This window comes from Streptomyces sp. NPDC002779, assembly GCF_042888685.1.
In the GTDB taxonomy this organism is placed as follows: Bacteria; Actinomycetota; Actinomycetes; order Streptomycetales; family Streptomycetaceae; genus Streptomyces.
Genome location: NZ_JBIAQC010000012.1, coordinates 82,638 through 109,113, shown reverse-complemented (window position 1 = coordinate 109,113; position 26,476 = coordinate 82,638). Strand labels below are relative to the sequence as shown.

General features: G+C 72.8%; 4 protein-coding genes and 1 pseudogene (1 of these 5 running past the window's edge). 1 reads left to right on the top strand and 4 read right to left on the bottom strand.

What is annotated here, in order from left to right:
* Window positions 1–43: 43 nt before the first annotated feature.
* The gene (locus tag ACFYW5_RS29520) at window positions 44–1,882 is read left to right on the top strand and encodes an ABC transporter ATP-binding protein (RefSeq protein WP_389420151.1); all 1,839 of its coding nucleotides are present in this window, start codon (window positions 44–46) and stop codon (window positions 1,880–1,882) included.
* Window positions 1,883–1,948: 66 nt separating this feature from the next.
* On the opposite strand, the gene ACFYW5_RS29515 is transcribed toward ACFYW5_RS29520, so the two are convergent.
* The 4 genes and pseudogenes from ACFYW5_RS29515 to ACFYW5_RS29500 all read right to left on the bottom strand — a co-directional run.
* Window positions 1,949–2,767 (bottom strand): alpha/beta fold hydrolase, encoded by an 819-nt coding sequence (locus ACFYW5_RS29515; protein WP_389420150.1) that lies wholly within the window; start codon window positions 2,765–2,767, stop codon window positions 1,949–1,951.
* A 77-nt stretch (window positions 2,768–2,844) separates the two neighbouring features.
* The gene (locus ACFYW5_RS29510) at window positions 2,845–9,984 is read right to left on the bottom strand and encodes an amino acid adenylation domain-containing protein (RefSeq protein WP_389420149.1); all 7,140 of its coding nucleotides are present in this window, start codon (window positions 9,982–9,984) and stop codon (window positions 2,845–2,847) included.
* Window positions 9,984–20,897: pseudogene (locus ACFYW5_RS29505) on the bottom strand (amino acid adenylation domain-containing protein); the annotation flags it as partial. The pseudogene ACFYW5_RS29505 and the gene ACFYW5_RS29510, both read right to left, overlap by 1 nt.
* A protein-coding gene (locus ACFYW5_RS29500; protein ID WP_389420148.1) for a non-ribosomal peptide synthase/polyketide synthase crosses the window boundary here: on the bottom strand, window positions 20,894–26,476 show its 3' portion. 16,164 nt of this gene lie beyond the right edge of the window; only the last 5,583 of its 21,747 coding nucleotides appear in the window; the start codon falls outside the window, past its right edge — the gene reads right to left on this strand; its stop codon occupies window positions 20,894–20,896. The pseudogene ACFYW5_RS29505 and the gene ACFYW5_RS29500, both read right to left, overlap by 4 nt.

Here is a 26,476-nt window from a genome sequence, read left to right as displayed (position 1 = left end):
CGTACGGCCGACCGACCGGACCGAGACAGAAGGTGGCAGAGCGATGACCAGCACGCAGACCAGGGAGCGGCCCGCGCCCGCGCCCACGCGGACGGCGGCACCCGCCGGGACGGCCGGCGGGCGGACCGGGGACGTGGGTCTGCGCACGCTGCTGCCCCACCTCAAGGGCCACTGGCCGGTCCTCGGCACCGTCGGGCTCCTGTCGCTGGCCGTCACCTTGCTGACGCTCTGTCAGCCGCTGCTGATCCGCGACGTGCTGACCCGCATGGAGGCCGACGAAGGAGTGGCCGGGCTGGTCGGGCTGCTCGTGGCGGCCCTGCTCGCGGGGGCCGTGCTCAGCGGGTTCCGTGACTATCTGCTCCAGCGCGTGGCCGAGGGCCTGGTCCTCGGCACCCGCCGCCGACTGGTCGCCCGGCTGCTGCGGCTGCCCATCGCCGAGTACGACCGGCGCCGCACCGGGGACCTGCTCTCCCGCGTCGGCGCCGACACCACCCTGCTGCGCGCCGTGGTCACCTCCGGGCTGTTCGACATCGTCACCAACGTCCTGCTGGTGGGCGGCTCGGCGGTGATGATGCTCCTGATCGACCCGCTGCTCTTCGGGGCGACGGCCCTGGGCCTGACGACCGGTGTCCTGGCCGTGGTGGGACTGTCCCGGCAGGTGCGCGGGGCCTCCCGGGACGCCCAGGACCGAGTCGGTGAGATGACCTCCGCGGTGGAGCGCGCCATCTCGGCCGTCCGCACCATCCGGGCCAGCGGCGCCGAGGAGCGCGAGGCACGGGCCGTCGACGCCTTCGCCGGGCACGCCCACGACGCCGGACTGCGCATCGCGCGCCTCCAGTCGCTGATCAACCCGATCACGTCCACCACTGTCCAGGTCGCGTTCCTGGTGGTCCTGGGCGTCGGCGGCGCCCGCGTGGCCTCCGGCGCCATCGAGGTCGGCGACCTGGTCTCCTTCCTGCTGTTCCTGTTCACGCTGTGGTTCCCGCTCGGCCGCGCCCTGAACGCCTACTCCCGCCTCCAGTCGGGCCTCGGCGCCCTGCACCGGATCGAGGAGGTCATGGAGCTGCCGCAGGAGTCCGACCTCGCCGAAACCCCCGCCGCCCTGCTGTCGGTGCGCGAACGCGGCGAGCCCGAGCCGACCGCCCCGCAACCGCCCGCGATCGAGTTCGACCAGGTCACCTTCGGCTACGAGGGCGGCGAGACCGTCCTGAAGGACGTGTCCCTGGTGGTGCCGCGCGGCACCCGCACCGCGCTCGTCGGCCCCTCCGGCGCGGGCAAGTCCACCCTGCTGTCCCTGGTCGAGCGGTTCTACGACGTCACCTCGGGCACCGTCCGCGTCGACGGCACCGACGTACGCGACCTGCCGCGGCCCGCTCTGCGCCACAAGCTCGGCTACGTCGAGCAGTCGGCGCCCGTCCTCGCCGGAACCGTCCGGGACAATCTCGCCCTGGCCTCGCCCGACGCCACCGACGAGGACATGCGCGAGGTGCTGCGCTCGGTCAACCTGGAGGACATCGTCATGCGGGCCCCGCAGGGCCTCGACACCGAGGTCGGCGAGGGCGGTGTGCTGCTGTCCGGCGGCGAACGCCAGCGGCTGGCGCTGGCCCGCACCTTCCTCGCCGCCCCACCGATCATGCTGCTGGACGAGGCGACCAGCAATCTGGACGCCCGCAACGAGGTGCTGATGCGGGACGCAATCGGCTCCGTCACCACCGACCGCACCCTGCTCGTGGTGGCGCACCGGCTGTCCACCGTCGTCGACAGCGACCAGATCGTGGTGCTGGAACACGGCGAGGTCGTCGCCATAGGCCGCCACGACGAACTCGCCGACACCAACCCCCTGTACCGCGAACTGGCCGCGCACCAGCTGCTCATCAAGTGACACCGTGACGACGGAAGGGCCTCCCGGCTTCGGCCGGGAGGCCCTTCGTCCTGTCCTGCCGTGTTCTCACCGCCCCACGAACTCCAGGATCAGCTTGTTCACGGCCTCGGGCGCCTCCAGATAGCCGTAGTGCCCGCAGTCCGCCACGATCTCGAACTCCGCGCCGGGGATGGCCTCGGCGACCTCGCGGCCCAGCGCCGGCGGGGCGATCAGGTCGTCCTGGAAGGCGATGACCCGGGTGGCCGCCCGGATGCCCCGGTAGGCCGGACGCCGGTCCGGCATGGCGCCCACCGCGAGCTGAGCCCGGTGCCCGGGGCCCGACACCCGCGTCAGCTCCAGCACGTCCAGCCAGTCGCGCGCCCGCTGGTCGTCGTCGAGGGTGCGCGGGGAGAGGTTCTGCATGGCCTGCACCACCGCCTCGTAGGCGGCGGGCAGCCGGACACCCTGGGCGTACAGCTCCATCTCCGCCCGGCACAGCGCCGTACGCAGCGCGTCCGAGCGGGCGCGGGTGGCCATCAGCACCAGCCGGTCGACCAGTTCGGGCCGGGACACGGCGAGTTCCTGGGCGATGTGTGCGCCCATCGAGATTCCCACCACCGGGCACGGGCCCAGCCGCAGTTCCTCGATCAGCGCGGCGGTGTCGGCGACCAGGTCGTCGATGCCGAACCCGTCCGCGCCCTCGTCGCTGGGGGCGATCCCGCGGTTGTCGAAGCTGATCACCCGGAACCCGGCGGCGACCAATGCCGGTACCTGGTGCAGATGCCAGGCCCGGCCGCTGCCGCCCGAGCCCATGACCAGCAGCACGGGCGGCGCCGAAGTCCCGGTCCCAGGGGGTGAGTTGTCGTAGTAGTTGAGCCGGACGCCATTGACGTCGAGGAACGGCACGGCGGTGACCTTCCGTGAGGAGTGGCGGGCAGGGACGAAAGGCGGGGCGGCGTCCGGTGACGCCGCCCCGCGGGAGTTCAGCCGATCCGCTCGGCCAGCGCCTCGGCGATCCGGGCGAGCGCCGCGTCGGACTGCACAAGGCCGAGGTGGTCGGCGTCGACGCCGACCCGGTCGATACGGCCCGACACGTACGGCCGCCACGACTCGTGGTCCCGGCGCGCCAGCTTCTCGCCGGAGACCCGCTCCGCGGTCAGCACCAGGACGTCGCCGTCGTGGCGGCCCGGCGCATGGCCGCGCATCAGCCGGGCGTTGTTCATGAACACCTTGAGCACGGCGGCAAGTTCGGACTCGTCGAGGCGGCCCATCGGATCGCCGCTGGCCTCCAGGAACGCCCGGTAGCGGGCCACCGGGAAGGCTCCCGAGGCCAGTTCCTCCTCGCGGACCTCGAAGCCGGCGTCACGCAGGTTGTGGGCGAAGACCTCGGCCAGGGCGGGTTCGGGCCCGGCGGACGCCCGCCGCGGGTAGGCGTCCAGAAACGCCAGCAGCTCGACCTCCTGGCCGCGGGCGCGCAGCTCGTTCGCCATGGCGAAGGCCACGTTGCCGCCCAGCGACCAGCCCAGCAGACGGTACGGCCCCTCGGGCTGCGCCTGCCGGATCAGGTCGACGTACTCGGCCGCCATGTCCTCCAGCGTCGCGGGCAGCCCGCTGTCGCCGTCGAGGCCCGCGGCCTGGATGCCGTAGACCGGGATCTCCGCGGGCAGATGGCGCACCAGACCGGAGTAGCACCAGCTCATCCCGGACCCGGGGTGGATGCAGAACAGCGGCCGTGCGGAGCCGGTCGCGCGCAGCGGCAGCAGCCGCTCCATCGGCTCGCGGTCACCGCGCGAGACGAGCCGCGCCGCGAGTTCGGCGGCCGAGGGGGCCGCGAACAGATCCCGTACGGCCACCTCCGCGCCCAGCTCGGCACGGATCCGCTCGACCAGCCGTACCGCCAGCAGGGAGTGGCCGCCCAGGTCGAAGAAGCCGTCGTCGGGTCCCACGAGGTCCAGGCGCAGCACCTCGGCGAAGAGCCGGCACAGCGCCTCCTCGCGCGGGCTGCGCGGGGCACGGCCGTCGCCCGCCCGGAACTCCGGCGCGGGCAGCGCCCGGTGGTCGAGCTTGCCGTTCGCGGTCAGTGGCAGCCTGTCCAGCACCACGAACGCGGCGGGCACCATGTACTCGGGCAGCACCTCGCGGACCTGCCCGCGCAGCGCCGCGCCGTCCACGACCGCGCCCTCCTCCGGCACCACATAGCCGACCAGCCGCCGGTCGCCGGGCGTGTCCTCGCGGACGAGCACGGCGGCCTGGCGCACCCCCGGCCGGCGCGCCACGACCGCCTCGATCCCGGCCGGCTCCACGCGCATGCCGCGCACCTTGACCTGGGTGTCGGTGCGGCCCAGGTACTCCAGCTGCCCGTCCGCGTTCCACCGCACCAGGTCACCGGTGCGGTACATCCGCCCGCCCGGCGCCCCGAACGGAGCGGCCACGAAGCGGTCGGCGGTCAGCGCCGGGCGGCCCAGGTAGCCGCGGGCGAGACCCGGGCCCCGGACGTACAACTCACCCGGCACGCCCGGGGCGACCGGCCGCAGGGCGGCGTCCAGCACATACACGGCGGTGTCGGCGATGGGGCCGCCGATCGGCGGGGCGACCGGCCCGGCCAGCGGGCGGCTCATGGTGGCGCACACCGTCGCCTCCGTCGGGCCGTAGGAGTTGAGCATCAGACGGCCGGAGGACCAGCGCTTGACCAGCTCGGGCGGGCAGCTCTCGGCGGCGACGACGAGGGTCATGCCGTCCGGCAGCGCCCCCTCCGGGATCAGCTGGAGCACACCGGGGGTGATCGCGGCGTGCGTGACCGACTCCCGCACCGCCAGCTCGGCCAGCTCCCGCCCCGGGGTGAGCTCCGGGGGAGCGATGATGAGCGTCGCCCCGGTCAGCAGCCCCATCGTCAGCTCCCAGAAGGCGCCGTCGAAGCCAGGGGAGAGGTGGTGCAGGACCCGGCTGCCGGGCACCACCCCGCACTGCGCGGTGAAGATGTCCACCAACCCGGGCAGGCCCGCGTGCGTCACCGTCACCCCCTTGGGCCGGCCCGTGGTTCCCGAGGTGTAGATGACGTACGCCGGATGCGCGGGCCGCAGCGGCGACAGCCGGTCGGCGTCGGTGACAGCGGCCGCGTCCGCCTGCGCGAGCTGCTCCAGCGTCCCGGCCGAGTCCAGCACGAGCGTCGGTACGTCCGTCTCCGGCAGCTCCGCCGCGACGGCGCTCGTGGTCAGCAGGGCCACGGGCGCGGCGTCCGCCAGCGTGTCGGAGATCCGCCCGGCGGGATGACCCGGGTCGAGCGGCAGATAGGCGGCGCCCGCCTTGGTCACCGCGAGGACGGCGACGGCCAGCTCCGCCGAGCGCGGCAGCGCCAGCGCCACCAGCCGCTCCGGCCCGGCGCCCCGCGCCACCAGCAGCCGCGCCAGCCGATTGGCACGGGCGTCCAGCTCGGCGTAGCTCAGCGAGGCGCTGTCGAACACCAGGGCCTCGGCGTCGGGCTGCTCCCGCACATGCCGCTCGAAGCTGTCCGGCAAGGTGGTGGGCGCGAGGTTCCTGGCGGTGTCGTTCCACTCGTGCAGCACCCGCTGCCGCTCCTCGGCGCCGAGCACCTCCAGCCGGCTCAGCGTCGCCTCGGGCCGCGCGGCCGCGTCGGTGAGAAGCCGCACGAACCGGTCGACCAGCGACTGCGCCGTCCGGCGGTCGAACAGGTCCGTGCTGTAGTCCAGCACGCCCCCGACGCCGGCGGGCGCGTTGTCCTCCGCCCTGCGCTCCACCACCGAGAAGCCGAGGTCGACCTTGGCCGCGGTGGCCGTCCCGCCGAGCCCGGACACCACCAGGCCGCCCGGCAGCGTCGGCAGACCGGCCGTGTCGCCGGGGCGCGGACCGGCGTTCTGCACGGCCAGCACCACCTGGAACAGCGGATGATGGGCGAGGGAGCGGGCGGGGTTGAGGACCTCCACGAGGCGCTCGAAGGGCAGGTCCTGGTGCGTGTAGGCGGCGAGGTCGGCTGCCCGGACCCGGGCCAGCAGCTCGCGGAAGGTCGGGTCGCCGCCGGTGTCGGTGCGCAGCACCAGGGTGTTGACGAAGAAGCCGACGAGCTGATCGGTGGCGTCGTCGGTGCGCCCCGCGATCGGCGTGCCCAGGGAAATGTCCTCGCCGGCGCCCAGCCGCGTCAGCAGGGCCGCCAGCGCGGCCTGGAGCACCATGTGCAGCGTGGTGTCCGTGGACCGCGCCAACTCGCCCAGGCGCTTATGGAGTTCGGCGCCGAGCGTGAACTCCACCCGGTCGCCCGCCTGGCTCGCCACCGCGGGACGAGGCCGGTCGGCGGGCAGCTCCAGCCGCTCCGGCAGGCCCGCCAAGGCCTGCTTCCAGTACGCCAGTTGGGCCCCGGCGACGCTGTCGCCGTCCCCGTCGTCGCCGAGCACCTCACGCTGCCACAGCGCGTAGTCGGTGTACTGGACGGGCAGCGGTTGCCAGTCGGGCGCCCGGCCCGTGCAGCGCGCGGTGTAGGCGGCGGCCAGATCGCGGGCCAGCGGGCCGCGCGACCAGGCGTCGCTCGCGATGTGGTGGATGAGCAGCAGCAGCACGTGGTCGGTGTCACCGACGCGCAGCAGCCGGGCCCGGACGGGGAGTTCCGTGCTCAGGTCGAAGGAGTACCGGGACGCCTGGGCGAGATCCTCCTCCCAGCGGTCCTCGCTCGTGTCGGCGGTCTCGAAGACGAGCTCGGCCCGCTCGGGGCCCAGCACGATCTGGTGCGCACCGTCCTCGTCCTCGGCGAAGACCGTGCGCAGGCTCTCGTGGCGGGCGACGACGTCCCGCAGCGCCGCTTCCAGCGCCCGCCGGTCCAGCGGGCCGGTCAGCCGCAGCGCGGTCGGGATGTTGTACGTAGGGCTGGGCCCCTCCAACTGGTGCAGGAACCACAGGCGTTGCTGGGCGTAGGAGAGGGGGATGCGCTCCGGCCGGGGCCGTGCGGTGAGCGGCGTGCGGGCCCGGCCCGCACCGTCCAGCACAGTGGACAGGGCGGCGACCGTCGGCGTCTCGAAGAACTGCCGGATGGACAGTTCCACGCCCAACGTGGACCGGATCCGGCTGACGAGCCGGGTGGCGAGCAGGGAGTGGCCGCCGAGGTCGAAGAAGTTGTCGTCGACGGTCACGTCGGACACCGACAGGATCTCGGCGAACAGCGCGCAGACGATCTCCTCGCGCGGAGTGCGCGGGGCCCGGCCGCCGCCTGCCGTGGAGTAGGTCGGGGCGGGCAGGGCCTTGTGGTCCAGCTTGCCGTTCGTGGTCAGCGGCAGCGCGTCGAGCGGGACGAGCGCCGACGGCATCATGAAGTCCGGCAGCCGCCGCGCCAGGCCCGTCAGGGCGGCGGTCTCGTCCCAGCGCTGCGGATCGGTGACGACGTACGCCACGAGCCGCTGGTCGCCGGGGGTGTCCTCGCGCAGCAGCACGGCGCAGCGCACTACGCCCCGCTGGGCGGCGACCGCGGACTCGATCTCCCCCAGCTCGATCCGGTAGCCGCGCAGCTTGACCTGGGTGTCCGCGCGCCCGACGAAGACCAGTTCGCCGTCGCCGGTCCAGTGGGCGATGTCGCCGGTGCGGTACATCCGGCTGCCCGGGGCGCCGAAGGGGTTGGCCGGGAAGCGTTCGGCCGTCAGCCGGGCGCGGTTGAGATAGCCGCGGGCCAGCTGCTCGCCCGCCAGATACACCTCGCCGGCCACGCCGGGCGCGACCGGCCGCAGCGCGGAGTCCAGGACGTATACCCGCACGCCCGCGTGCGGGGTGCCGATCGGCACCGGGCCCTCGGGGATCTCGGTGCCGGGCTTGATCCAGCGCTCCAGGCAGTGGCCGGTGGCTTCCGTGGGGCCGTAGACGTTCACCACGGTCACCTCCGGGTGCTCCGCCCGCCACGCCGTGAGGTGGTCGCCGCGCAACTGTTCGCCGCCCAGCGTGAGCAGCCCTGACGGGGACACCTCGCGGTCCATCGTGGAGAGCATCGCGAGATGCGATGGGGTGGCCTTCAGGAACGTGGCCCGGCGGAAGTCCGGTTCGACCGCCGCGGCCTCCGCCAGCGTCGGCAGGTCCGCGAGCCGCACGCAGCCGCCGCTGATCAGCGGGGTGTGCAGGGACCCGACGCTCTGGTCGAACGACGCCGAGGCCTGCATCACCGACAGACCCCGCACATGCGGTCCCTGCTCGGCCCGGCCGTGGCGGACGAACGCCGTCAGCGCCCGGTGCTCGGTGACCACGCCCTTGGGGCGGCCGGTGGAACCGGAGGTGTAGATGACGTAGGCCGGATGGTGCGGCAGCAGGGGAGTGGCCCGGTCCGCGTCGGTCAGATCGCCGCCCGGGTGCCGGCTCAGGGTGCGGTTCAGCCGCGGGTTGTCCAGCACGAACGTCAGCGGCCAGCCGCACTCCTCGCCGACGACCGCGTCCATGTCGCTCGTGGTCAGCACCAGGACCGGCGCAGAGTCCTCGATCATGTGCCGCATCCGGTCGGCCGGATAGTCCGGGTCGACCGGTACGTACGCCCCGCCCGCCTTCAGCACCGCCAGCATGCCGATCACCAGGTCGGTGCGGCGCGGCACCACGATCGCCACATACCGCTCGGGTCCCACGCCCAGCTCGACCAGCCGCCGGGCCAGCCGGTTGGCCCGCGCGTTGAGCTCGGCGTAGGTGAGCCGGCCGTCGGCGGCGACCAGCGCCGGCCGGTTCGGTGTCCGCGCGACCTGCTCCTCGAACAGGCGGGTGAACAGTTCGCCGGGCCGCCCGGCGTCCGAGCCGCTCCACCGCTCCACGACCGTGCGACGCACCCCGGGATCGAGCAGCGGCACGGCACCCACCGGCAGGTCCGGGCTGTCCAGCACCGTGTGCAGGGCCCGCCGGAACACCCCGACCACCTGCTCGACACTGGCCGCGTCGAACACCTGCGGCAGATATCCGAGAGAGAAGCGCAGCGTTTCGCGGGGCAGCGCCAGCAGCCCCAGCGGGTAGTGCATCTGGTCCCGGGAGTGGATCTTCAAGACGGTCGGCAGATCCGTGCCCGCGGACGGTGCCGTGGGACGGCTCCGGCTGGAGTCCAGCGGATAGTTCTCGAACACCATCGCGGTGTCGAACAGCTCGCCCGAGCCCGCCCAGCGCTGGATCTCCGCGAGCCCCATCCACTGATGGTCGATCAGCCGGGTCTGCTCGGCCTGCATCCGCCGCAGGAACTGCGACAGCGGCTCCGCCGGACGCAGCGCGACCCGCAGCGGCAGCGTGTTCATGAACAGACCGACCATGGTGTCGACCCCGGGCAGCTCGGGCGGCCGGCCGTTCACGGTCACCCCGAACACCACGTCGTCCCGGCCCGTCAGATGGGACACCACCAGCCCCCAGGCGCCCTGGATCACCGTGTTGACGGTCACCCCGTGCGACCGTGCGAACCGGGTGAGCGCCGCGCTGACGGCCGCGTCCTCCTCGAAGTGGACGCGCTCCGGCGCCGCGGTCAGCGCCCCGCGCTGCGGCGCCACGACACTCGGTGTGTCGAAGCCCTCCAGCGCCTGCGTCCAGGCCAGCCGGGCCGCCTCCCGGTCCCGGGACTCCAGCCACGCCAGATAGTCCCGGTAGGGCCGCACCCGCGGCAGCGCCGACCCGTCGCCGCGCACCGTGTACAGCGTCATCAGCTCACGCAGCAGCACCGGCATGGACCAGCCGTCGAGCAGGATGTGATGGTTGGTCATCACCAGCCGGGTCCGGCCGCCGCCGAGGCGGATCAGGGTGAACCGCATCAGCGGCGGCTTCCCCAGGTCGAATCGGCGCCAGCGGTCCTCGGAGGCGATCCGCTCCGCCACGGCCTCCCGCTCGGCCTCCGGCAGCCCGCTCAGGTCCTCCTCCCGCCACGGCAGTGTCACCGCACGGGGGATGAGCTGGACCGGGCGCTTGAGACCCTCGTGCCGGAACGCGGCCCGCAGGTTCGCGTGCCGCTTCAGCAGCGCCTCGATGGCCCCCCGCAGCCGGTCGGTGTCCACGGTGCCCGCCAGCTCCACGAAGACCTGGACGTTGTAGGCGTCCAGCTCCTCGCCGTCGAACAGGTTGTGGAACAGCATGCCTTCCTGCAGCGGGGACAGCGGCAGGATGTCTTGCAAGCCGGACTTGGACATCAGAGGGAACCCCATTCGCTTTCGAGTCGTGTGATGTCGTCCTCGCTGAGCGCGGCGAGGGAGACGTCCGACGGCGTCAGACCGCTGGCCTCCGGACGGCCCGCGTGTTCCACCAGCGCCCGCAGGGCCCGGAACCAGCCCTCGCCCAGCCGCCGGATCTCCTCCTCGGCCAGTACGGCCGACGGATACGTCCACACGCAGTGCAGCCGCGGACCCTGCTCGGTGTCGTGGGCGCCCGCCACCAGGTCGACCGGGTGCGCCAGCGCGGTGTCCGGATGCTGGCCCGCCACACCGCGGCCCAGCACGCTCCACGCGTTCGGTTCCCCGGCGCCGCCCGCAGCCCGGCCACCGGTGTACCGGCCCAGGTAGTTGAAGCCGAAGGCCGGCACCGGGAGGGCCGCCAGCCGCGCCCGGGTGCGCGGATTGACGTAGCGCAGCAGCCCGTGGCCGAGGCCGTCGCCCGGCACTGCGCGCAACTGCTCCTTCACGCGCCTGAGCGCCCGCCCGGTCGCCGCGCCGCCGTCCCAGACCTCCGCCCAGTCCGTGACCTCGGGGCTCAGCGTCACCGGGTACAGGGCGGTGAACCAGCCCGTCGTACGGGTGAGATCGGTGTCCGGTGCGAGGTGCTCGTGCCGGCCGTGGTTCTCCAGGTCCACCGCGACGGGCGCGTCGGCGCTGTGCCCACGGCCGCGCCGCCAGTCGGCGACGGCCAGTCCGAACGCGGTCAGCAGCAGCTCCTCCACGTCGGCGTGGAAGACGCCCGGCACCCAGGTGAGCAGCGCCTCGGTGGTCCCGGCGTCCAGGTCGAGGACGACCTGCCCGGCGCGGGCGTGGGTGTCGCGGTCCGCGTCCAGCGCCGGTTCGGGCCCGGCCGTGCGGGACGCGTCCGCCCAGTACTCCAGCTCGGACTCGACGGCTGGGTCCTCGGCCAGGTCCCGCAGGGTCGTGGCCCAGCGGCGCCAGCCCGTGCCCGGGGGGCTCAACTCGCGGCCCTCGTAGGCGGCGGCCAGGTCCGGCACCAGCAGACGCCAGCTCACCGCGTCGACCGCCAGGTGATGGGCGACCAGCACCAGCAGGCCGTACTGCTCGGGCCCCCGGTCCAGCCACACCGCCTGGAGTACGACACCCTCGGCCGGGGCGAGCCGGTCACGGGCCGCGGACGCCAGCTCCGTGAGCACGCCGTGCGCGTCCGCGTCCGCCAGGCCCGGCGCGTGATGCCGGGTCAGCAGACCGGCCGCGTCCGGGGTGCCCGGCTCGGCGACCGACATCGCCCAGTCGGCGCTGACGCGCAGCCGCAGCGAGTCGTGCCGGTCCAGCACCGCCCGAAGCGCGCCCACCAGTCGGCCCTGGTCCAGCTCCGCGGGCACCGCCACGACCACCGACTGGTTGAACGGCTCGACGGGGCCGCCCAGTTCGGCGAACCAGCCCATGATCGGCGTCAGCGGCACCGGCCCGTGCTCCTCCTGGGCCTCCTGCGGGACGCTCTCGGGCTGTGCCGCCGCAAGCGCCTCCGCGAGCTGGGCGACCGTCTGGTGCTCGAAAACGTCCCGCACGCCCAGGACCAGGCCCTGGCCGCGCGCCCGGCTCACCAGCTGGATCGACAGCACGCTGTCGCCGCCGAGGTCGAAGAACCCGTCGTCGATGCCGACGGCGTCCAGGCCCAGCGTCTCGGCGAACAGCGCGCACAGCGCCTCCTCGCGCGGATCGCGCGGCGCCCGCCGGGTGCTGAGCGCCGCGTAGTCCGGCGCCGGCAGCGCCTTGCGGTCCAGCTTGCCGTTCCCGGTCAGCGGCAGTGTGTCCAGCCGGACGAACGCCGCCGGCACCATGTAGTCCGGCAGCGACGCCAACAGGTGCTCGCGCACCTCCGCGTCGACGGCCGCCGAGTCGTCCGCCTCGACCAGATAGGCCACCAGCCGCCGGTCGCCGGGGCGGTCCTCCCGGACCACGGCCACCGCCTCGGCCACCCCCGGATGACGGGCGAGCGCCGCCTCCACCTCGCCCAGCTCCACCCGGAAGCCGCGGATCTTGACCTGGTCGTCGACGCGGCTGATGAACTCCAGCTCACCGTGCCGGTTCCAGCGGACCACGTCGCCTGTCCGGTACATCCTCCCCCCCTGCCCGAAAGGCGTGGGAGGTGCCCCCACGCCCGGCGCCTCGAAGGGGTTCGCGACGAACCGCGACGCAGTCAGCCCCGGCCGGCTCAGATAGCCGCGCGCCAACTGCACCCCGGACACGTACAGTTCGCCCGGCACTCCCGCCGGAACCGGCTGGAGGAACCGGTCGAGGACCAGCATCCGCGTGTTGGGGAACGGACGGCCGATGGTCAGCACCCCGTCGGTGAGGTCCTCCGCCGACGAGGCGTCCCACGTGGTGCAGCCGACGATCGTCTCCGTCGGACCGTACTCGTTGAGCACCCGCGCCCCCGGGTGCGCCGCCAGCAGCGACCGCACCGCCCGCCCGGTCAACGACTCGCCACCCAGCACCAGTTCACCGCGCGGCACACAGGTCTTGGGCAGCCCGGTGATCAGCGGCAGATGGCTCGGCGTCGCCTTCAGGAACGTCATCTGCGGCAGCTCCGGCGGCACTTCCCCCGCCGACGCCCGCTCGTGCAGCTCCTCCAGGTCGGCCAGGTGCACACACCCGCCGTTCAGCAGCGGCGCGAACAGACCGGTCACCGTCAGGTCGAACGACAGCGGCGAGTGCACCAGCGCGTCACCCGCCACACCCGGGTACAACTCGGCCGACACCGCGAGGTAGTTGACCACCGGCTGATGCTCGACCAGCACCCCCTTCGGACGCCCGGTCGAGCCCGAGGTGTAGATGACGTACGCCGCGTTCCACGGCGACAACGGCTGCGTACGGTCCTCGTCCGCGAGATCGTGCTCCGGGTATTCGGCGAGCCGCTCGGCCACCTCCGCATCGTCCAGCACCAGCCGCGCCAACTGTGCCGGGAACAGCTCCCCGGGCACGGACAACGAGGTCAGCGCGCACACCGGGTCGGCGTCCTCCAGCATCACCGCCACCCGGTCCGCGGGATACCCCGGGTCCACCGGCAGGTACGCGGCACCCGTCTTCAGTACCGCCAGCACCGCCACGCCCAGCTCCACCGACGGCGGCAGCGAGATCAGCACCACCTGCTCCGGGCCCGCCCCGCACTCGGCCAGCAGATGCGCCAGCCGGTTGGCGCGCGCGTTCAGCTCCGCGTACGACAGTGTCGTACCGCCCGCCGAGAACGCCGGGCGTCCCGGAGTCCGCGCCACCTGCTCCTCGAACAGCTCGGGCAGGGTCGCCTCCCGCTGCGGACGAGCGGTCTCGTTCCACTCCACCAGCAGCCGGTGCCGCTCGGCCGGATCCAGCAGGCCGATTCCGCCGATCGGCAGATCCGGGTCCGCCACCGCCGAGCCGAGCACGCCCAGCAGCCGCGTCACGATCGACTCGGCGGTCTCCCGGTCGAACAACTCGGTGCGGTACTCCAGCGAACCCCGCATCCCCGCCGCCTCCCCGGCCGGCGTGTACCCCTCGCCCAGGGTGAGCGACAGGTCGAACTTCGCCACCTCGGTCCGGGCCGCCATCCGCGTCACCGCGAGGCCCGTGTCACCCGACGCGTCCGCGACCACGCCCGGCGCCTCCGTCGCGCTGTTGAACGTGATCATCACCTGGTACAGCGGGTGATGGGCGAGGCTGCGCACCGGATTGAGCGCCTCCACCAGCCGCTCGAACGGCAGGTCCTGATGCGCGTACGCCGCCAGATCGCGCTCCCGCACCCGGCCCAGCAACTCACGGAAGCTCGGGTTGCCGCCGGTGTCCGTGCGCAGCACCAGGGTGTTGACGAAGAACCCGACGAGATCCTCGGTCGCCGCGTCGTCGCGCCCGGCCACCGCCGTCCCGATGGGAATGTCCTCGCCCGCGCCCAGCCGGGTCAGCAACGCCGCGAACGCGGCCTGGGCCACCATGAACGTCGTCGCGTGCGTGGCCCGCGCCAGTTCCCCGAGCCGCCGGTGCAGCGCCGCCGGCACGGTGAACTCGACCCGGTCGCCGCCGTAGCCCGCGACCGCCGGACGCGGCCGGTCCGTGGGCAGCTCCAACTGCTCAGGCAGGCCCGCCAGCGCCTCCTTCCAGTACGCCAGTTGGGTCCCGGCGACGCTCTCCGGGTCCGCCTCGTCGCCCAGCGCCTCGTGCTGCCACAGCGCATAGTCCGCGTACTGCACCGCGAGCGGGTGCCACCCCGGTTCCGTACCGCCGCGGCGCGCCGCGTAGGCGGTGGTCAGATCACGGGCCAGCCGCGTCATCGACCAGCCGTCGCAGGCGATGTGATGGATGAGCAGCAACAGCACGTGCTCGTCCTCGGACAGCCGGAACAGCCGGACCAGGAACGGCAGTTCCGCCGTCAGATCGAAGGCGTGGCGCGCGGCATCGGCCACCCGGGCCGCCACGCTCTCCTCGGTCGCCTCCAGCACCTCCAGGGGCTCGCGCCCACGCTCCACCGGCCGCACGATCTGCCGCGCCCCCGCCTCGTCCTCGGCGAACACCGTGCGCAGGCTCCCGTGCCGCTCCAGCAGATCCCCGACCGCCAGCTCCAGCGCCGTACGGTCCAGCGGCCCGGACAGCCGCAGCGCGGTCGGCACGTTGTACGTCGCCGACGGCCCCTCGAACCGGTGCAGGAACCACAGCCGCTGCTGCGCGGGCGACAACGGCACCCGCTCCGGCCGGGGACGCGCCGTCAGCGGCGTACGGGCCCGCCCGGCAGCCTCCAGCGCGGCGGACAGTCCGGCGACCGTCGGCGTCTCGAAGAACTGCCGCACCGACAGCTCCACATCCAGCGTGGCCCGAACGCGGCTCACCAGTCGGCTCGCCAGCAACGAGTGACCGCCCAGGTCGAAGAAGCTGTCGTCGATGCCGAACCGCGCGGTGCCCAGCACCTCCCGGAACAAACCGCACAGGATCTCTTCGCGTGGGGTGCGCGGCGGCCGGCCGGCCTCCTCCACCGCTTCGTCCGGCGCGGGCAGCGCCCTGCGGTCCAGCTTTCCGTTCGGCGTGAGCGGCAGCGCGTCCAGCATCACGAAGGCCGTCGGCACCATGAACTCCGGGAGCCGCGACCGCAGATGCTCCCGCAGCTCGCCCGCGCCCGGCACCGCGCCGCCGCCGACGACGTACGCCACCAGCCGCTGATCCCCCGGCCGGTCCTCGCGCACCGTCACGGCGGCCTCCGCCACCGCGGGCATCCGCGCCAGCTCCGCCTCGACCTCGCCGAGCTCGATCCGGAAGCCACGCAGCTTCACCTGCTGGTCGACCCGGCTCAGATAGCGCAGCGCCCCGTCCCGCTCCCGGCGCACGAGATCGCCCGTGCGGTACATGCGCGCGCCCGGAGCACCGTACGGATCGGCCGCGAAGCGCTCCGAGGTCAGCCCGGGACGCCGGTGATAGCCCTCGGCCAACTGCGCCCCCGCCAGATACAGCTCACCGGGCACGCCCACCGGCACCGGCCGCAGCGCCGCATCCAGCACATACGCCCGCGTGTTGGCCAGCGGCCGCCCGATGGTGACCCGGTTCGTCCCGGTCACCTCCGCGGCCGTCGCCCAGATCGTCACCTCGGTCGGACCGTACAGATTCGTCACCGACCGGGCCTGCCCGGCCAGCGACCGCGCCAGTTCCGCGGGCAGTGCCTCACCGCCCACCAGCACACGCACCCCGGCCAGCTCGCCCGCCGCCTCGGCCGCCACACCCTGCCAGAGGCTCGGCGTCGCCTGCACCAGGGTCGCCCCCGTGCGCTCGACGGCCCGCAGCAGCGCCCGCGGATCGCGCGCCGTCTCCTCGTCGGCCAGCACGAGCCGTGCGCCGTGCAGCAGCGGCAGGAACAGCTCCAGACCCGCGATGTCGAAACCGACCGTGGTCACCGCCAGCAGCCGGTCCAGCGCGCCGGGAGCGACGCGCGCCCCCATGTCGGCCAGGAAGTTGCCCAGCGCAGCCCGCGGCACCACCACGCCCTTCGGCCGCCCGGTGGACCCCGAGGTGTAGATCGCGTACGCCGGATGCGCCGCCGCCACCGGCCCGCGCAGCTCCGCCGCGCTCAGGTCGGACACGGAGTACCCCGCGAGCTCCGCCTCGCCGACCGGTTCGGTCAAGGTCAGCGCCGGTGTCGCGTCGTCCAGCATGTACGTCACCCGGTCCGCCGGATAGCCGGGATCGACCGGCAGATACGCCGCCCCCGACTTCAGCACCGCCAGCAGCGTGACCACCAGGTCCAGTGAGCGCGGCAGCACCACAGCCACGAACCGGCCCGGAGCCGCACCCCGCGCCACCAGACACCGCGCCAGCCGGTTGGCCCGCGCGTTCAGCTCGGCGTACGACAGCACGTCTCCACCGAACTCCAGGGCCACCGCCTCCGGCGTCCGCGCCGCCTGCCGCTCGAACAGCTCCGGCACCGACTCGGTCGGCACCTCCCGGGCCGTGTCGTTCCACTCCCCGAGCACCCGGCGCCGCTCGTCCGCCGACATGACCTCCAACTGCCCGATGGGCCGGTCCGGATGGGCCACGGCCGCACTCAGCAGCCGCACCAGCCGCCCGGCGAGCTCCTCCACGGTCTCCCGGTCGAACAGCGCCGTGCTGTAAGTGATGCTGCCGCCCAGCCCCGCGCAGCTGTTGCCGTCACCGAACCGCTCGGCCAGCGCGAACGACAGATCGAACCGCGCCGACACCGTGTCCGTGCCCCGCACCTGCGCGCGCAGCCCCGCGAAGGACGTCGTCTCCTCGGCCCCCGCCGCATGCGTGTTGTGCAAGGTCAACAGCACCTGGAACAGCGGGTGGTGAGCCATCGAACGGGTGGGGTTGACTGCCTCGACGAGACGCTCGAAGGGGAGGTCCTGGTGGGTGTAGGCGGTCAGATCGGTGGCCCGCACCCGGCTCAGCAGCTCGCGGAAGGCCGGGTCGCCACTGGTGTCGGTGCGCAGGACGAGGGTGTTGACGAAGAAGCCGATGAGCCGGTCGGTGGCGTCGTCGGTGCGGCCCGCGATCGGTGTGCCGATGGGAATGTCCTGGCCCGCGCCGAGCCGGGTGAGCAGCGCCGCCAAAGCCGCCTGCACCACCATGAACACCGTCGTGTTCGTGTCCCGTGCCAGTTCCGCGATCCGCCCGTGCAGCTCCGCGGGCACCTCCAGAGGCACCCGGCCCCCGTCGTACGACGCCGAAGCCGGCCGGGGCCGGTCGGTGGGCAGGTCGAGCTGTTCGGGGAGGCCGGCGAGGGCTTTCTTCCAGTGTGCGAGCTGGCGTCCGGCGAGGCTGTCGGGGTCGGTGTCGTCGCCGAGGAGTTGGTGTTGCCAGAGGGCGTAGTCGGCGTACTGGGCCGGCAGTGGGGGCCAGTCCGGTGCGTGGCCGGTGAGGCGTGCGGTGTAGGCGGTGGTGAGGTCCTGGGCCAGCGGGCCGCGTGACCAGGCGTCGCTGGCGATGTGATGGACCAGCAGGAGGAGTACGTGTTCGGTCGCGGAGATCCTGAACAGCGTCACCCGCACCGGGATCTCGGTGCTCAGGTCGAAGGGCTCCGCGGCGTCCTGGGCGACACGGCCGTCCACGTCGTCCTCGGTAGCCTCTACGGTGCGGAACGGTACCTCGGCTGAGTCCAGCAGGACCTGGTGAGAGCCCTCCTCGTCCTCGGCGATGGTCGTGCGGAGGCTTTCGTGCCGGGTGATGAGGTCGTTGAGTGCCTGGTGGAGGGCTTCGGTGTCGAGAGTGCCGGTGAGGCGGAGGGTGGTGGGGATGTTGTAGGTGGTGCTGGGGCCTTCGAACTGGTGGAGGAACCAGAGGCGTTGTTGGGCGTAGGAGAGGGGGATGCGGTCTGGGCGGGGGTGGTGTGCGGTGAGGGGGGTGCGGGCTGTGTCGGCGTCTGTCAGTTGGGTGGCCAGTGCGGCGACGGTGGGTGTTTCGAAGAGCTGACGGATGCTGAGTTCGACGCCCAGGGTGGAGCGGATGCGGCTGGTGAGTCGGGTGGCGAGGAGGGAGTGGCCGCCGAGGTCGAAGAAGTTGTCGTCGATGGTGACTTGAGGGAGAGAGAGGACCTCGGCGAAGAGCGTGCAGAGGATCTCTTCCTGGGGGGTGCGCGGGGCTCGGCCCTTCGTGGTGTAGGTGGGTGCGGGAAGGGCCTTGCGGTCGAGTTTGCCGTTGGGGGTGAGGGGGAGGGCGTCGAGGGTGACGATGGCTGACGGGATCATGTAGTCCGGGAGTTGCTCGGCGAGGTTTGCCAGGGCCGCGGTTTCGTCCCAGGTGTCGGTGACGATGTAGGCGACGAGGCGTTGGTCGCCGGGGGTGTCTTCGCGGAGCATGACGGCGGCCTGCTTTGCGCCCTGGGTGACCAGTGCGGCTTCGATTTCGCCGAGTTCGATGCGGTGGCCGCGGAGTTTGACTTGGTGGTCGGCGCGGCCTGCGTAGATGAGGTGGCCGTCGGTGGTCCAGCGGGCGAGGTCCCCGGTGCGGTACATGCGGCTGCCGGGCAGAGCGTAGGGGTTGGCGGTGAAGCGTTCCGAGGTCAGGGCGGGGCGGTGGTGGTAGCCGCGGGCGAGTTGGTGGCCTGCGAGGTAGAGCTCACCCGTCACACCCGGCGGGACCGGGCGCAGCGCCGAGTCCAGGACGTAGACGGCGGTGTTGGCGAACGGCCGGCCGATCGGCACCGGCCCCTGCTGGGTGCCGTTGAGGCGGTGTTCGGTGATGTTGACGGTGGATTCGGTGGGCCCGTAGGCGTTGATCACCTCAACATCGGGGTGCTGCTCGCGCCAGGTGGTGAGCTGATCCGCGTGCAGGGCCTCGCCGCCCAGGATGAGCGTCTGCGACGGCGAGGCGCTGTCGGGCAGGCTGGCCAGGATCGGCAGGTGGCTCGGCGTGGCCTTGACCAGTGTCGGCTGGCTGTTGCTCTCTTCCAGCGAGGTCAGCTGGACGGTGCCGCCACTGGTCAGGGGGGTCCACAGCGCCGTAATCGTCAGGTCGAAGGCGAGCGGAGAGTGCAGGACGGTGGAGCCTGCCATCGCGGGGTAGGCGCTACCGGCCCGGTGGAGGTAGGTGGCCAGCGCGTGATGGTCGATGACCACACCCTTGGGCCGTCCGGTCGACCCGGACGTGTAGATCATGTAAGCCGCATGTCCCGAAGCCCACGGCATCCGCCGCTCGGAGTCGTCGACCTCGGCGGCCGACTGCCCGGCATACACCTCGTAAGGAATCGGCTCGGTGAGCGTCAGCACGGGCGCGGCATCTTCGAGCATGTACTCGATCCGCTCGGCCGGATACTCCGGGTCGACCGGCAGATAGGCGGCCCCGGCCTTCACCACGGCGAGCAGCGACACCACAGCGTCCAGCGACTTCGGCAGCGCCACCGCCACGAACTGCTCGGCCCCCACACCCTGCGCGATCAGATAACGCGCGAGCTGGTTGGCACGGCCGTTCAACTCGCCATAGGAGAGCGTGCTCCCGTCGCTCACCACCGCCACACCGTCCGGCGTCCGCGCGGCCTGCCGCGCAACCAGTTCATGCAGCGGCACGTCCGGCAACTCGGTAGCGGCCCCGTTCCACCCCACCAACACCCGTTCCCGCACGTCGGGTTCGAGCGTCTCCAACCGCCCCACGAGCTGATGGGACTCCGCGACCAGCGCTTCCAGCACCCGCAGCATCCGGTCCCCGAAGTCGCGTGCGTCGGTCGCGTCGAAGAGGTCGGGGCGGTAGTCGACGCGGAAGGAGAGGTCCGTACCGCGCATCGTGGCGACGACGTTGACGGCGAAGTGCGTGCCGCCCTTGATCTCGGCCGAGGTGACGCGGAGCCGGGTGCCGTCGGCCGGGGTGTCGAGGGAGCCCTCCTCGACGGGGTAGTTCTGGAACACCATGGCGGTGTCGAAGAGTTGGGGGTGTCCGGTCCAGGTCTGGATGTCGGTGAGGCCCGGCCACTGGTGGTCGAGGAGTGCGGTCTGTTCGTGCTGGAGGCGGCGGAAGAGGCCGGTGAGGGTCTCGGAGTGGTCGAGGCGCAGCCGCACGGGAAGGGTGTTGATGAACAGGCCGATCATGCGCTCGACGCCGTTCAGCTCGGGCGGGCGGCCGGAGACGGTGGCGCCGAACACGACGTCGTCCCGGCCGGTGGCCTGGGCCAGTGCCAGAGCCCACGCGCCCTGCACCACGGTGTTCATGGTCACGCCGGTCGCCCGCGCCCAGGTGGCCAGTGACTCGCTGAGAGCCTCTCCCGCGCTGAGGGAGACGTTCTCCGGGGCCGCGTCGACCTCGACCGTGCCCGGCGCGAGCAGGCAGCCCTCCTCCAGGCCGGACAGGGAGTGCTGCCAGGCTGCCCGGGCGGCGTCCCGGTCGCGCTCGCCCAGCCAGGCCAGGTAGTCGCGGTAGGGGCGCACCCGGGGCAGGGCGGAGACGTCGCCCTGGGTGTCGTAGAGCGCCATGAGTTCCTTGAGGAGAACCGGCAGTGACCAGCCGTCGAGCAGGATGTGATGGTTCGTCATCACCAGGCGGACATGGTCGGCGGACAGCCGCAGGGCCGTGAAGCGCAGCAGCGGCGGGCGGCCGAGGTCGAAGGGCCGGGCGCGCTCCTCCGCGGCCAGTCGGCCTGCCGCGAGCTCCCGATCCTCCGTCGGCAGGGCGCCGAGGTCGTGCTCTTGCCAGGACAACTCAGGTTCCCGCAGCACAAGTTGGGCCCAGGCGCCGTTGCGGCGCTGCCGGAAACCGGCACGCAGGTTCGGGTGGCGCTCCAGCAGGGCCCGGGCGGCGCGGCGCATCCGGGAGTCGTCGTACCGGCCGTGCAAGTCGAAGGCGACCTGACTGACGTACGGGTCGAGACCGCCCTCGTGGAGCAGGCTGAGGAAGACGAAGCCTTCCTGGAGCGGGGACAGCGGAAGGATGTCCTCGATCTTGCTACGCGAACGAGTCGGTTGCCGGCTCACTGCTCACTCTCCCACTCGGAATCAAGGTCGGCCTCGAACTCCTCGATCTCGGACTGACTGAGGGAGGCGAGGGTCACGTCGGACGGGGTCAGGCCGCCCGCGTCGGGGCGGTCGGCGAGCTCCACGAGGGCTTCAAGGGTCCGGAACCACAGCTCGGCCAGGGTCCGGGCGTCCTCGTTGCGGACCACGCGGCTTGCGTACGTCCAGTCGGCGCGCAGCCGGGGCCCGTCCTCCCCGTCCTGCGCCACGGCGCTGATCTCCACCACGTGCGCCATCGGCGCCGCGGGCCGGAAGGCCGCGACCCCGCCGCCGATCACGCTCCAGTGCTCCGCCGGGCCGGACGGCGCCGCCGTACGGCGGCCCAGGTAGTTGAAGCCGAACTCCGGCTCGGGCAGCGCGGCGAGTACGTCCCGCGTACGCGGGTTGAGATGGCGCAGCAGACCGTGGCCGAGGCCGTGTCCGGGCACGGACCGTAGCTGTTCCTTGACCTGTTTCAGTACGTCGCCGAGGGCGGCAGTGTCCTGGCGCAGGGCGGTCCAGTCGGCGACGTCCGGCGCGAGCCGTACGGGGTACAGGGCCGTGAACCAGCCTGCGGTGCGGCTGAGTTCGCTGCCGGGCACGGCGTCCTCGTGGCGGCCGTGGCTCTCCAGGTCGACGACGACCGGGGCGTCCGGGTCCTCGCCGCGGACGCGCCGCCACTCGGCGACGGCCAGCCCGAACGCCGTCAGCAGCACGTCCTCGACGCTCGCGTTGACGGCGCCCGGCACCCGGGAGAGCAGGGCCCGCGTGATCTCGGCCGACAGGGTGAGGCTGATCCGGCCCGCCGTGCGGTGCAGATCGCGCTCCCGGTCCACGCGGAGCGCCCGCTCCGTGTCCACGGCGAGCGTGTCCCGCCAGTGCCCCAGCTCGGCCTCGGTGGCCGGCTCGGCGGCGAGCCGGTGCAGCGAGGTGGCCCATTGCCGCCAGGAGGTGCCGGTCGGGGCCGGTGCGTCGCCCTGGTAGGCGGCCGCCAGATCCGGCACCAGGATGCGCCAGGTGACGGAATCGACCACCAGATGGTGCGCTACCAGGATCAGCAGGCCGTCGCGCAGGTCCCCGCGGTCCACCCAGACGGCCTGGAGCATGCGGCCCGCGGCCGGCGCGAGGCGGTCCCGGGCGGCTTCCGCGAGCTCTGTGGCCAGCGTCTCGACGTCGGAGGAGACGGCCGCGTCGGCCGTCGCACGGGTGAGGACGTCCTCGACGGGCACGGCGCCGGGCGGGCACACCTCCATGGTCCCGTCGGGGCCGGTGCGCAGCCGCAGTGCGTCATGGTGATCCAGCACCCGCCGCAGGGCCGCGGCCAGCCGCTCCCCGTCCAGCGCGGGCGGCACGGACACCACCACGGACTGGTTGAAGTCATCGCCGCCCAGGCCCAGTTCGGCGACCCGCGCGATGACGGGCGTGGCCGGCACCGGACCGTACGGATCGACCTGCGGCACCTGCGCCGCGGCCGTTGGGCCGGTGCCGCGCAGTTCCAGTGCCTCGGCGAGCCGGGCTGGCGACTGGTGCTCGAAGACGTCCCGCACGGCAGGCGTGAGTCCCGCGGCGCGGGCCCGGCTGACGAGCTGGATGGACAGGATGCTGTCGCCGCCCAGGTCGAAGAAGCCGTCGTCCGCACCCACCGCGTCCAGGCCCAGGACCTCCGCGAACAGCGTGCACAGCAGCTCCTCGACCGGAGTGCGGGCGGCCCGCCCGCTCGATGCCGCCGCGTAGTCCGGCGCGGGCAGCGCCCGGCGGTCCAGTTTGCCGTTCGCGGTCAGCGGCAGCCCGTCCAGGACGACCACCGCCGAGGGGACCATGTAGTCGGGCAGGAACTGCCGTACGAACGCGCGCAGCCCGGCCGGGTCCACCTCCGGCGCATGCCGCGCTGGCACCGCATAGGCGACCAGGCGCCGGTCGCCGGGCCGGTCCTCACGGACGACGGCCGCGACCTGCGCGACCTCCTCGTGCGCCGCCAGTGCCGTCTCGACCTCGCCGAGCTCCACCCGGAAGCCGCGGATCTTGACCTGGTCGTCGGCGCGCGCCAGATACTCCAGCTCGCCCGCCGCATTGAGGCGTACCAGGTCACCGGTGCGGTACATGCGCTCACCGACAGTGCCGAACGGATCGGCGACGAAGCGCTCGGCGGTCAGCTCGGGCCGGTGCAGATAGCCGCGCGCCAGGCCGCTGCCGGAGACGAACAGCTCGCCCGCCACCCCGGCCGGCACCGGCTGGAGGTACCGGTCGAGCACATATGCCCGGGTGTTGCCGGTCGGCCGCCCGATCGGCAGCGTCGTACGGGCCGAGTACGGCGCTCGTACCTCGTGCTGCGTTACGCACAGCGTCGTCTCCGTCGGACCGTACAGATGGCGCAGCACCAGGCTGGGGGAGTGCTCGAGGACCCGGGCGACCGCCGCCGGGGACACCACGTCACCGCCGGTCAGCACCTCCCGCACCCCGGCGAAGCACTCCGGCGCCTCCTCGGCGACGACCCGGAAGAACCCGGCGGTCAGATGGATCGCCGTGATGTCGTGCCGGGCGATCAACTCCACGATCGAGGCGGCGTCCAGTTGCCCCGGCGGTGCCACGACCACCGTGCCGCCGGACAGCAGCGGCACCCACATCTCGTAGCAGGACACGTCGAAAGCGTGCGGCGCGTGCAGCAGCACCCGCGCGTGCGTGCCGGGCCGCCAGCAGTGGTCCCGTACGAGGTCCACGACGCCGCGCTGGGTGACCGCCACGCCCTTGGGCCGTCCGGTCGAGCCGGAGGTGTACATCACGTAGGCGAGATCGTCCGGCCGCAGCCCGGTGCGCGGGACCTCCTCACGGTGCGCGTCGGCCGGGGCGCCGTGCTCGTCCAGGACCACGACCCGGACGCCGAGTTCACCGGCCCGTGCGGCCTCCGCCCGGTCGGTGAGAACCAGCGTGGCCGCCGTGTCCTGCACCACGTACCGCATCCGCTCCACGGGATACGTGTCATGCAGCGGGGCGTACGCTCCGCCCGCCTTGCCGATGGCCAGCGTGGCCACGACATGCGTCACGGACCGCTCCATCAGCATGACCACCGGGGTTCCCGGCCGCACGCCTTCCTGGCGCAGCAGATGCGCCAACCGGTTGGCGCGCTCGTCGAGTTCGCGGTACGACACCGTCGTCGACCCCGACACCACCGCCGGCGCGTCCGGGGTGCGGGCCGCCTGAGCCGCGAACAGCTCCGGCAGCGTCGCGTCGAGCCCGTCCAGCACCGTCCCGGCCGCCCCGCCCAGCAGCTCACGCCGCTCGGTGGCCGCCAGGACGTCGACCTCGGACAGCCGGACGCCGGGATCGGCGACGACCGCCTCCAGCAGCCGCACGAACCGGTCCACCAGCGACTGTGCCGTCGTACGGTCGAACAGATCGGTGCGGAAGTCCAGCGCGCCGGTGATCCCGGCCCCCTGCCCAGTCCCGTCCCGCGTCTCCACCAGCGCGAACGCCAGATCCGTCTTCGCCGCGCCCAGCCGGCTGCGCTCCGGGGTGACCCGCAGCCCCGGCAGCGCGAGCGACGCCTGCGGGTCGGCGTCGGCGGTGTTCAGGATCAGCATCACCTGGAACAACGGGTGATGCGCGAGGGTCCGCGCCGGGTTGACCGCCTCCACCAGCCGCTCGAAGGGCACGTCCTGATGGGCGTAGGCCGCCAGGTCGGCGCGCCGCGTACGCTCCAGCAGTTCGCGGAAGGCCGGGTTGCCACTGGTGTCGGTGCGCAGCACGAGCGTGTTGACGAAGAACCCGATCAGATCCTCGGCCGCCCGGTCCGTGCGCCCGGCGACCGGAGTGCCGAGCGGAATGTCCTCCCCGGCACCCAGCCGGGTGAGCAGGGCCGCGAGCGCCGCCTGAAGCACCATGAACGTGCTCGTGTTCGTCGCCCGCGCCAATTCGGCCGTACGACGGTGCAGGCGCGGGTCGAGTGCGAACTCCACCCGGTCACCCGCCTGGCCCGCGACCGCGGGGCGGGGCCGGTCGGTGGGCAGGTCGAGCTGCTCGGGAAGGTCCGCGAGGGTCTCCTTCCAGTGTGCGAGCTGGCGTCCGGCGAGGCTGTCGGGGTGGGTGTCCTCGCCGAGGAGCTGGTGCTGCCACAGGGCATAGTCGGCGTACTGCACCGCGAGCGGCTCCCACTCCGGAGCCCGGCCCGCGTGGCGCGCGGTGTACGCCGCCGTCAGATCACGGCCCAGCGGATCGCGCGACCAGGCGTCGCTGGCGATGTGGTGGATCAGCAGGAGCAGCACATGCTCGGTCGCGGTAACCCTGAACACTGTTGCCCGCACCGGGAGTTCGTCCCCGAGATCGAACGCGTGATGCGCGGCCTCGGTGAGCCTCGCCGCCAGCTCCTCCTCGTCGGTCTCCACGACGGTCAGCGGCACGTCCTGCGGCGAGTGCACGATCTGGTGCGGACCGTGCTCGTCCTCGGCGATGGTCGTGCGGAGGCTTTCGTGGCGGGTGATGAGGTCGTTGAGGGCTTGGTGGAGGGCGTGGGTGTTGAGGGTGCCGGTGAGGCGGAGGGTGGTGGGGATGTTGTAGGTGGCGCTGGGGCCTTCGAACTGGTGGAGGAACCAGAGGCGTTGTTGGGCGTAGGAGAGGGGGATGCGGTCTGGGCGGGGGTGGTGTGGGGTGAGGGGGGTGCGGGCTGTGTCGGCGTCTGTCAGTTGGGTGGCCAGTGCGGCGACGGTGGGTGTTTCGAAGAGCTGACGGATGCTGAGTTCGGCGCCCAGGGTGGAGCGGATGCGGCTGGTGAGTCGGGTGGCGAGGAGGGAGTGGCCGCCGAGGTCGAAGAAGTTGTCGTCGATGGTGACGCGTTCGAGGCCGAGGACTTCGGCGTAGAGGGTGCAGAGGATCTCTTCCTGGGGGGTGCGCGGGGCTCGGCCGGTCGTGGTGTAGGTGGGTGCGGGAAGGGCCTTGCGGTCGAGTTTGCCGTTGGGGGTGAGGGGGAGGGCGTCGAGGGTGACGACCGCCGACGGGATCATGTAGTCGGGCAGGTGGTGGGTCAGGGCTGTGCGGGTTGCGGTTTCGTCCCAGGTGTCGGTGACGATGTAGGCGACGAGGCGTTGGTCGCCGGGGGTGTCTTCGCGGAGGATGACGGCGGCCTGCTTTGCGCCCTGGGTGACGAGGGCGGCTTCGATTTCGCCGAGTTCGATGCGGTGGCCGCGGAGTTTGACTTGGTGGTCGGCGCGGCCTGCGTAGATGAGGTGGCCGTCGGTGGTCCAGCGGGCGAGGTCCCCGGTGCGGTACATGCGTTTGCCGGGGCCGCCGTAGGGGTTGGCGGTGAAGCGTTCCGAGGTCAGGGCGGGGCGGTGGTGGTAGCCGCGGGCGAGTTGGTGGCCCGCGAGGTAGAGCTCACCCGTCACACCCGGCGGGACCGGGCGCAGCGCCGAGTCCAGGACGTAGACGGCGGTGTTGGCGAAGGGCCGGCCGATGGGTACCGGTCCTTGCTGGGTGCCGCTATGGCGGTGTTCGGTGATGTTGACGGTGGATTCGGTGGGTCCGTAGGCGTTGATGATCTGCACGTCGGGGTGCTGCTCGCGCCAGGTGGT

Excerpts from the sequence above, each read along its gene's own strand:
- ACFYW5_RS29510 (WP_389420149.1), bottom strand. The coding sequence starts at position 9,984 with ATGTCCAAGTCCGGCTTGCAAGACATCCTGCCGCTGTCCCCGCTGCAG.
- ACFYW5_RS29520 (WP_389420151.1), top strand. The coding sequence starts at position 44 with ATGACCAGCACGCAGACCAGGGAGCGGCCCGCGCCCGCGCCCACGCGG.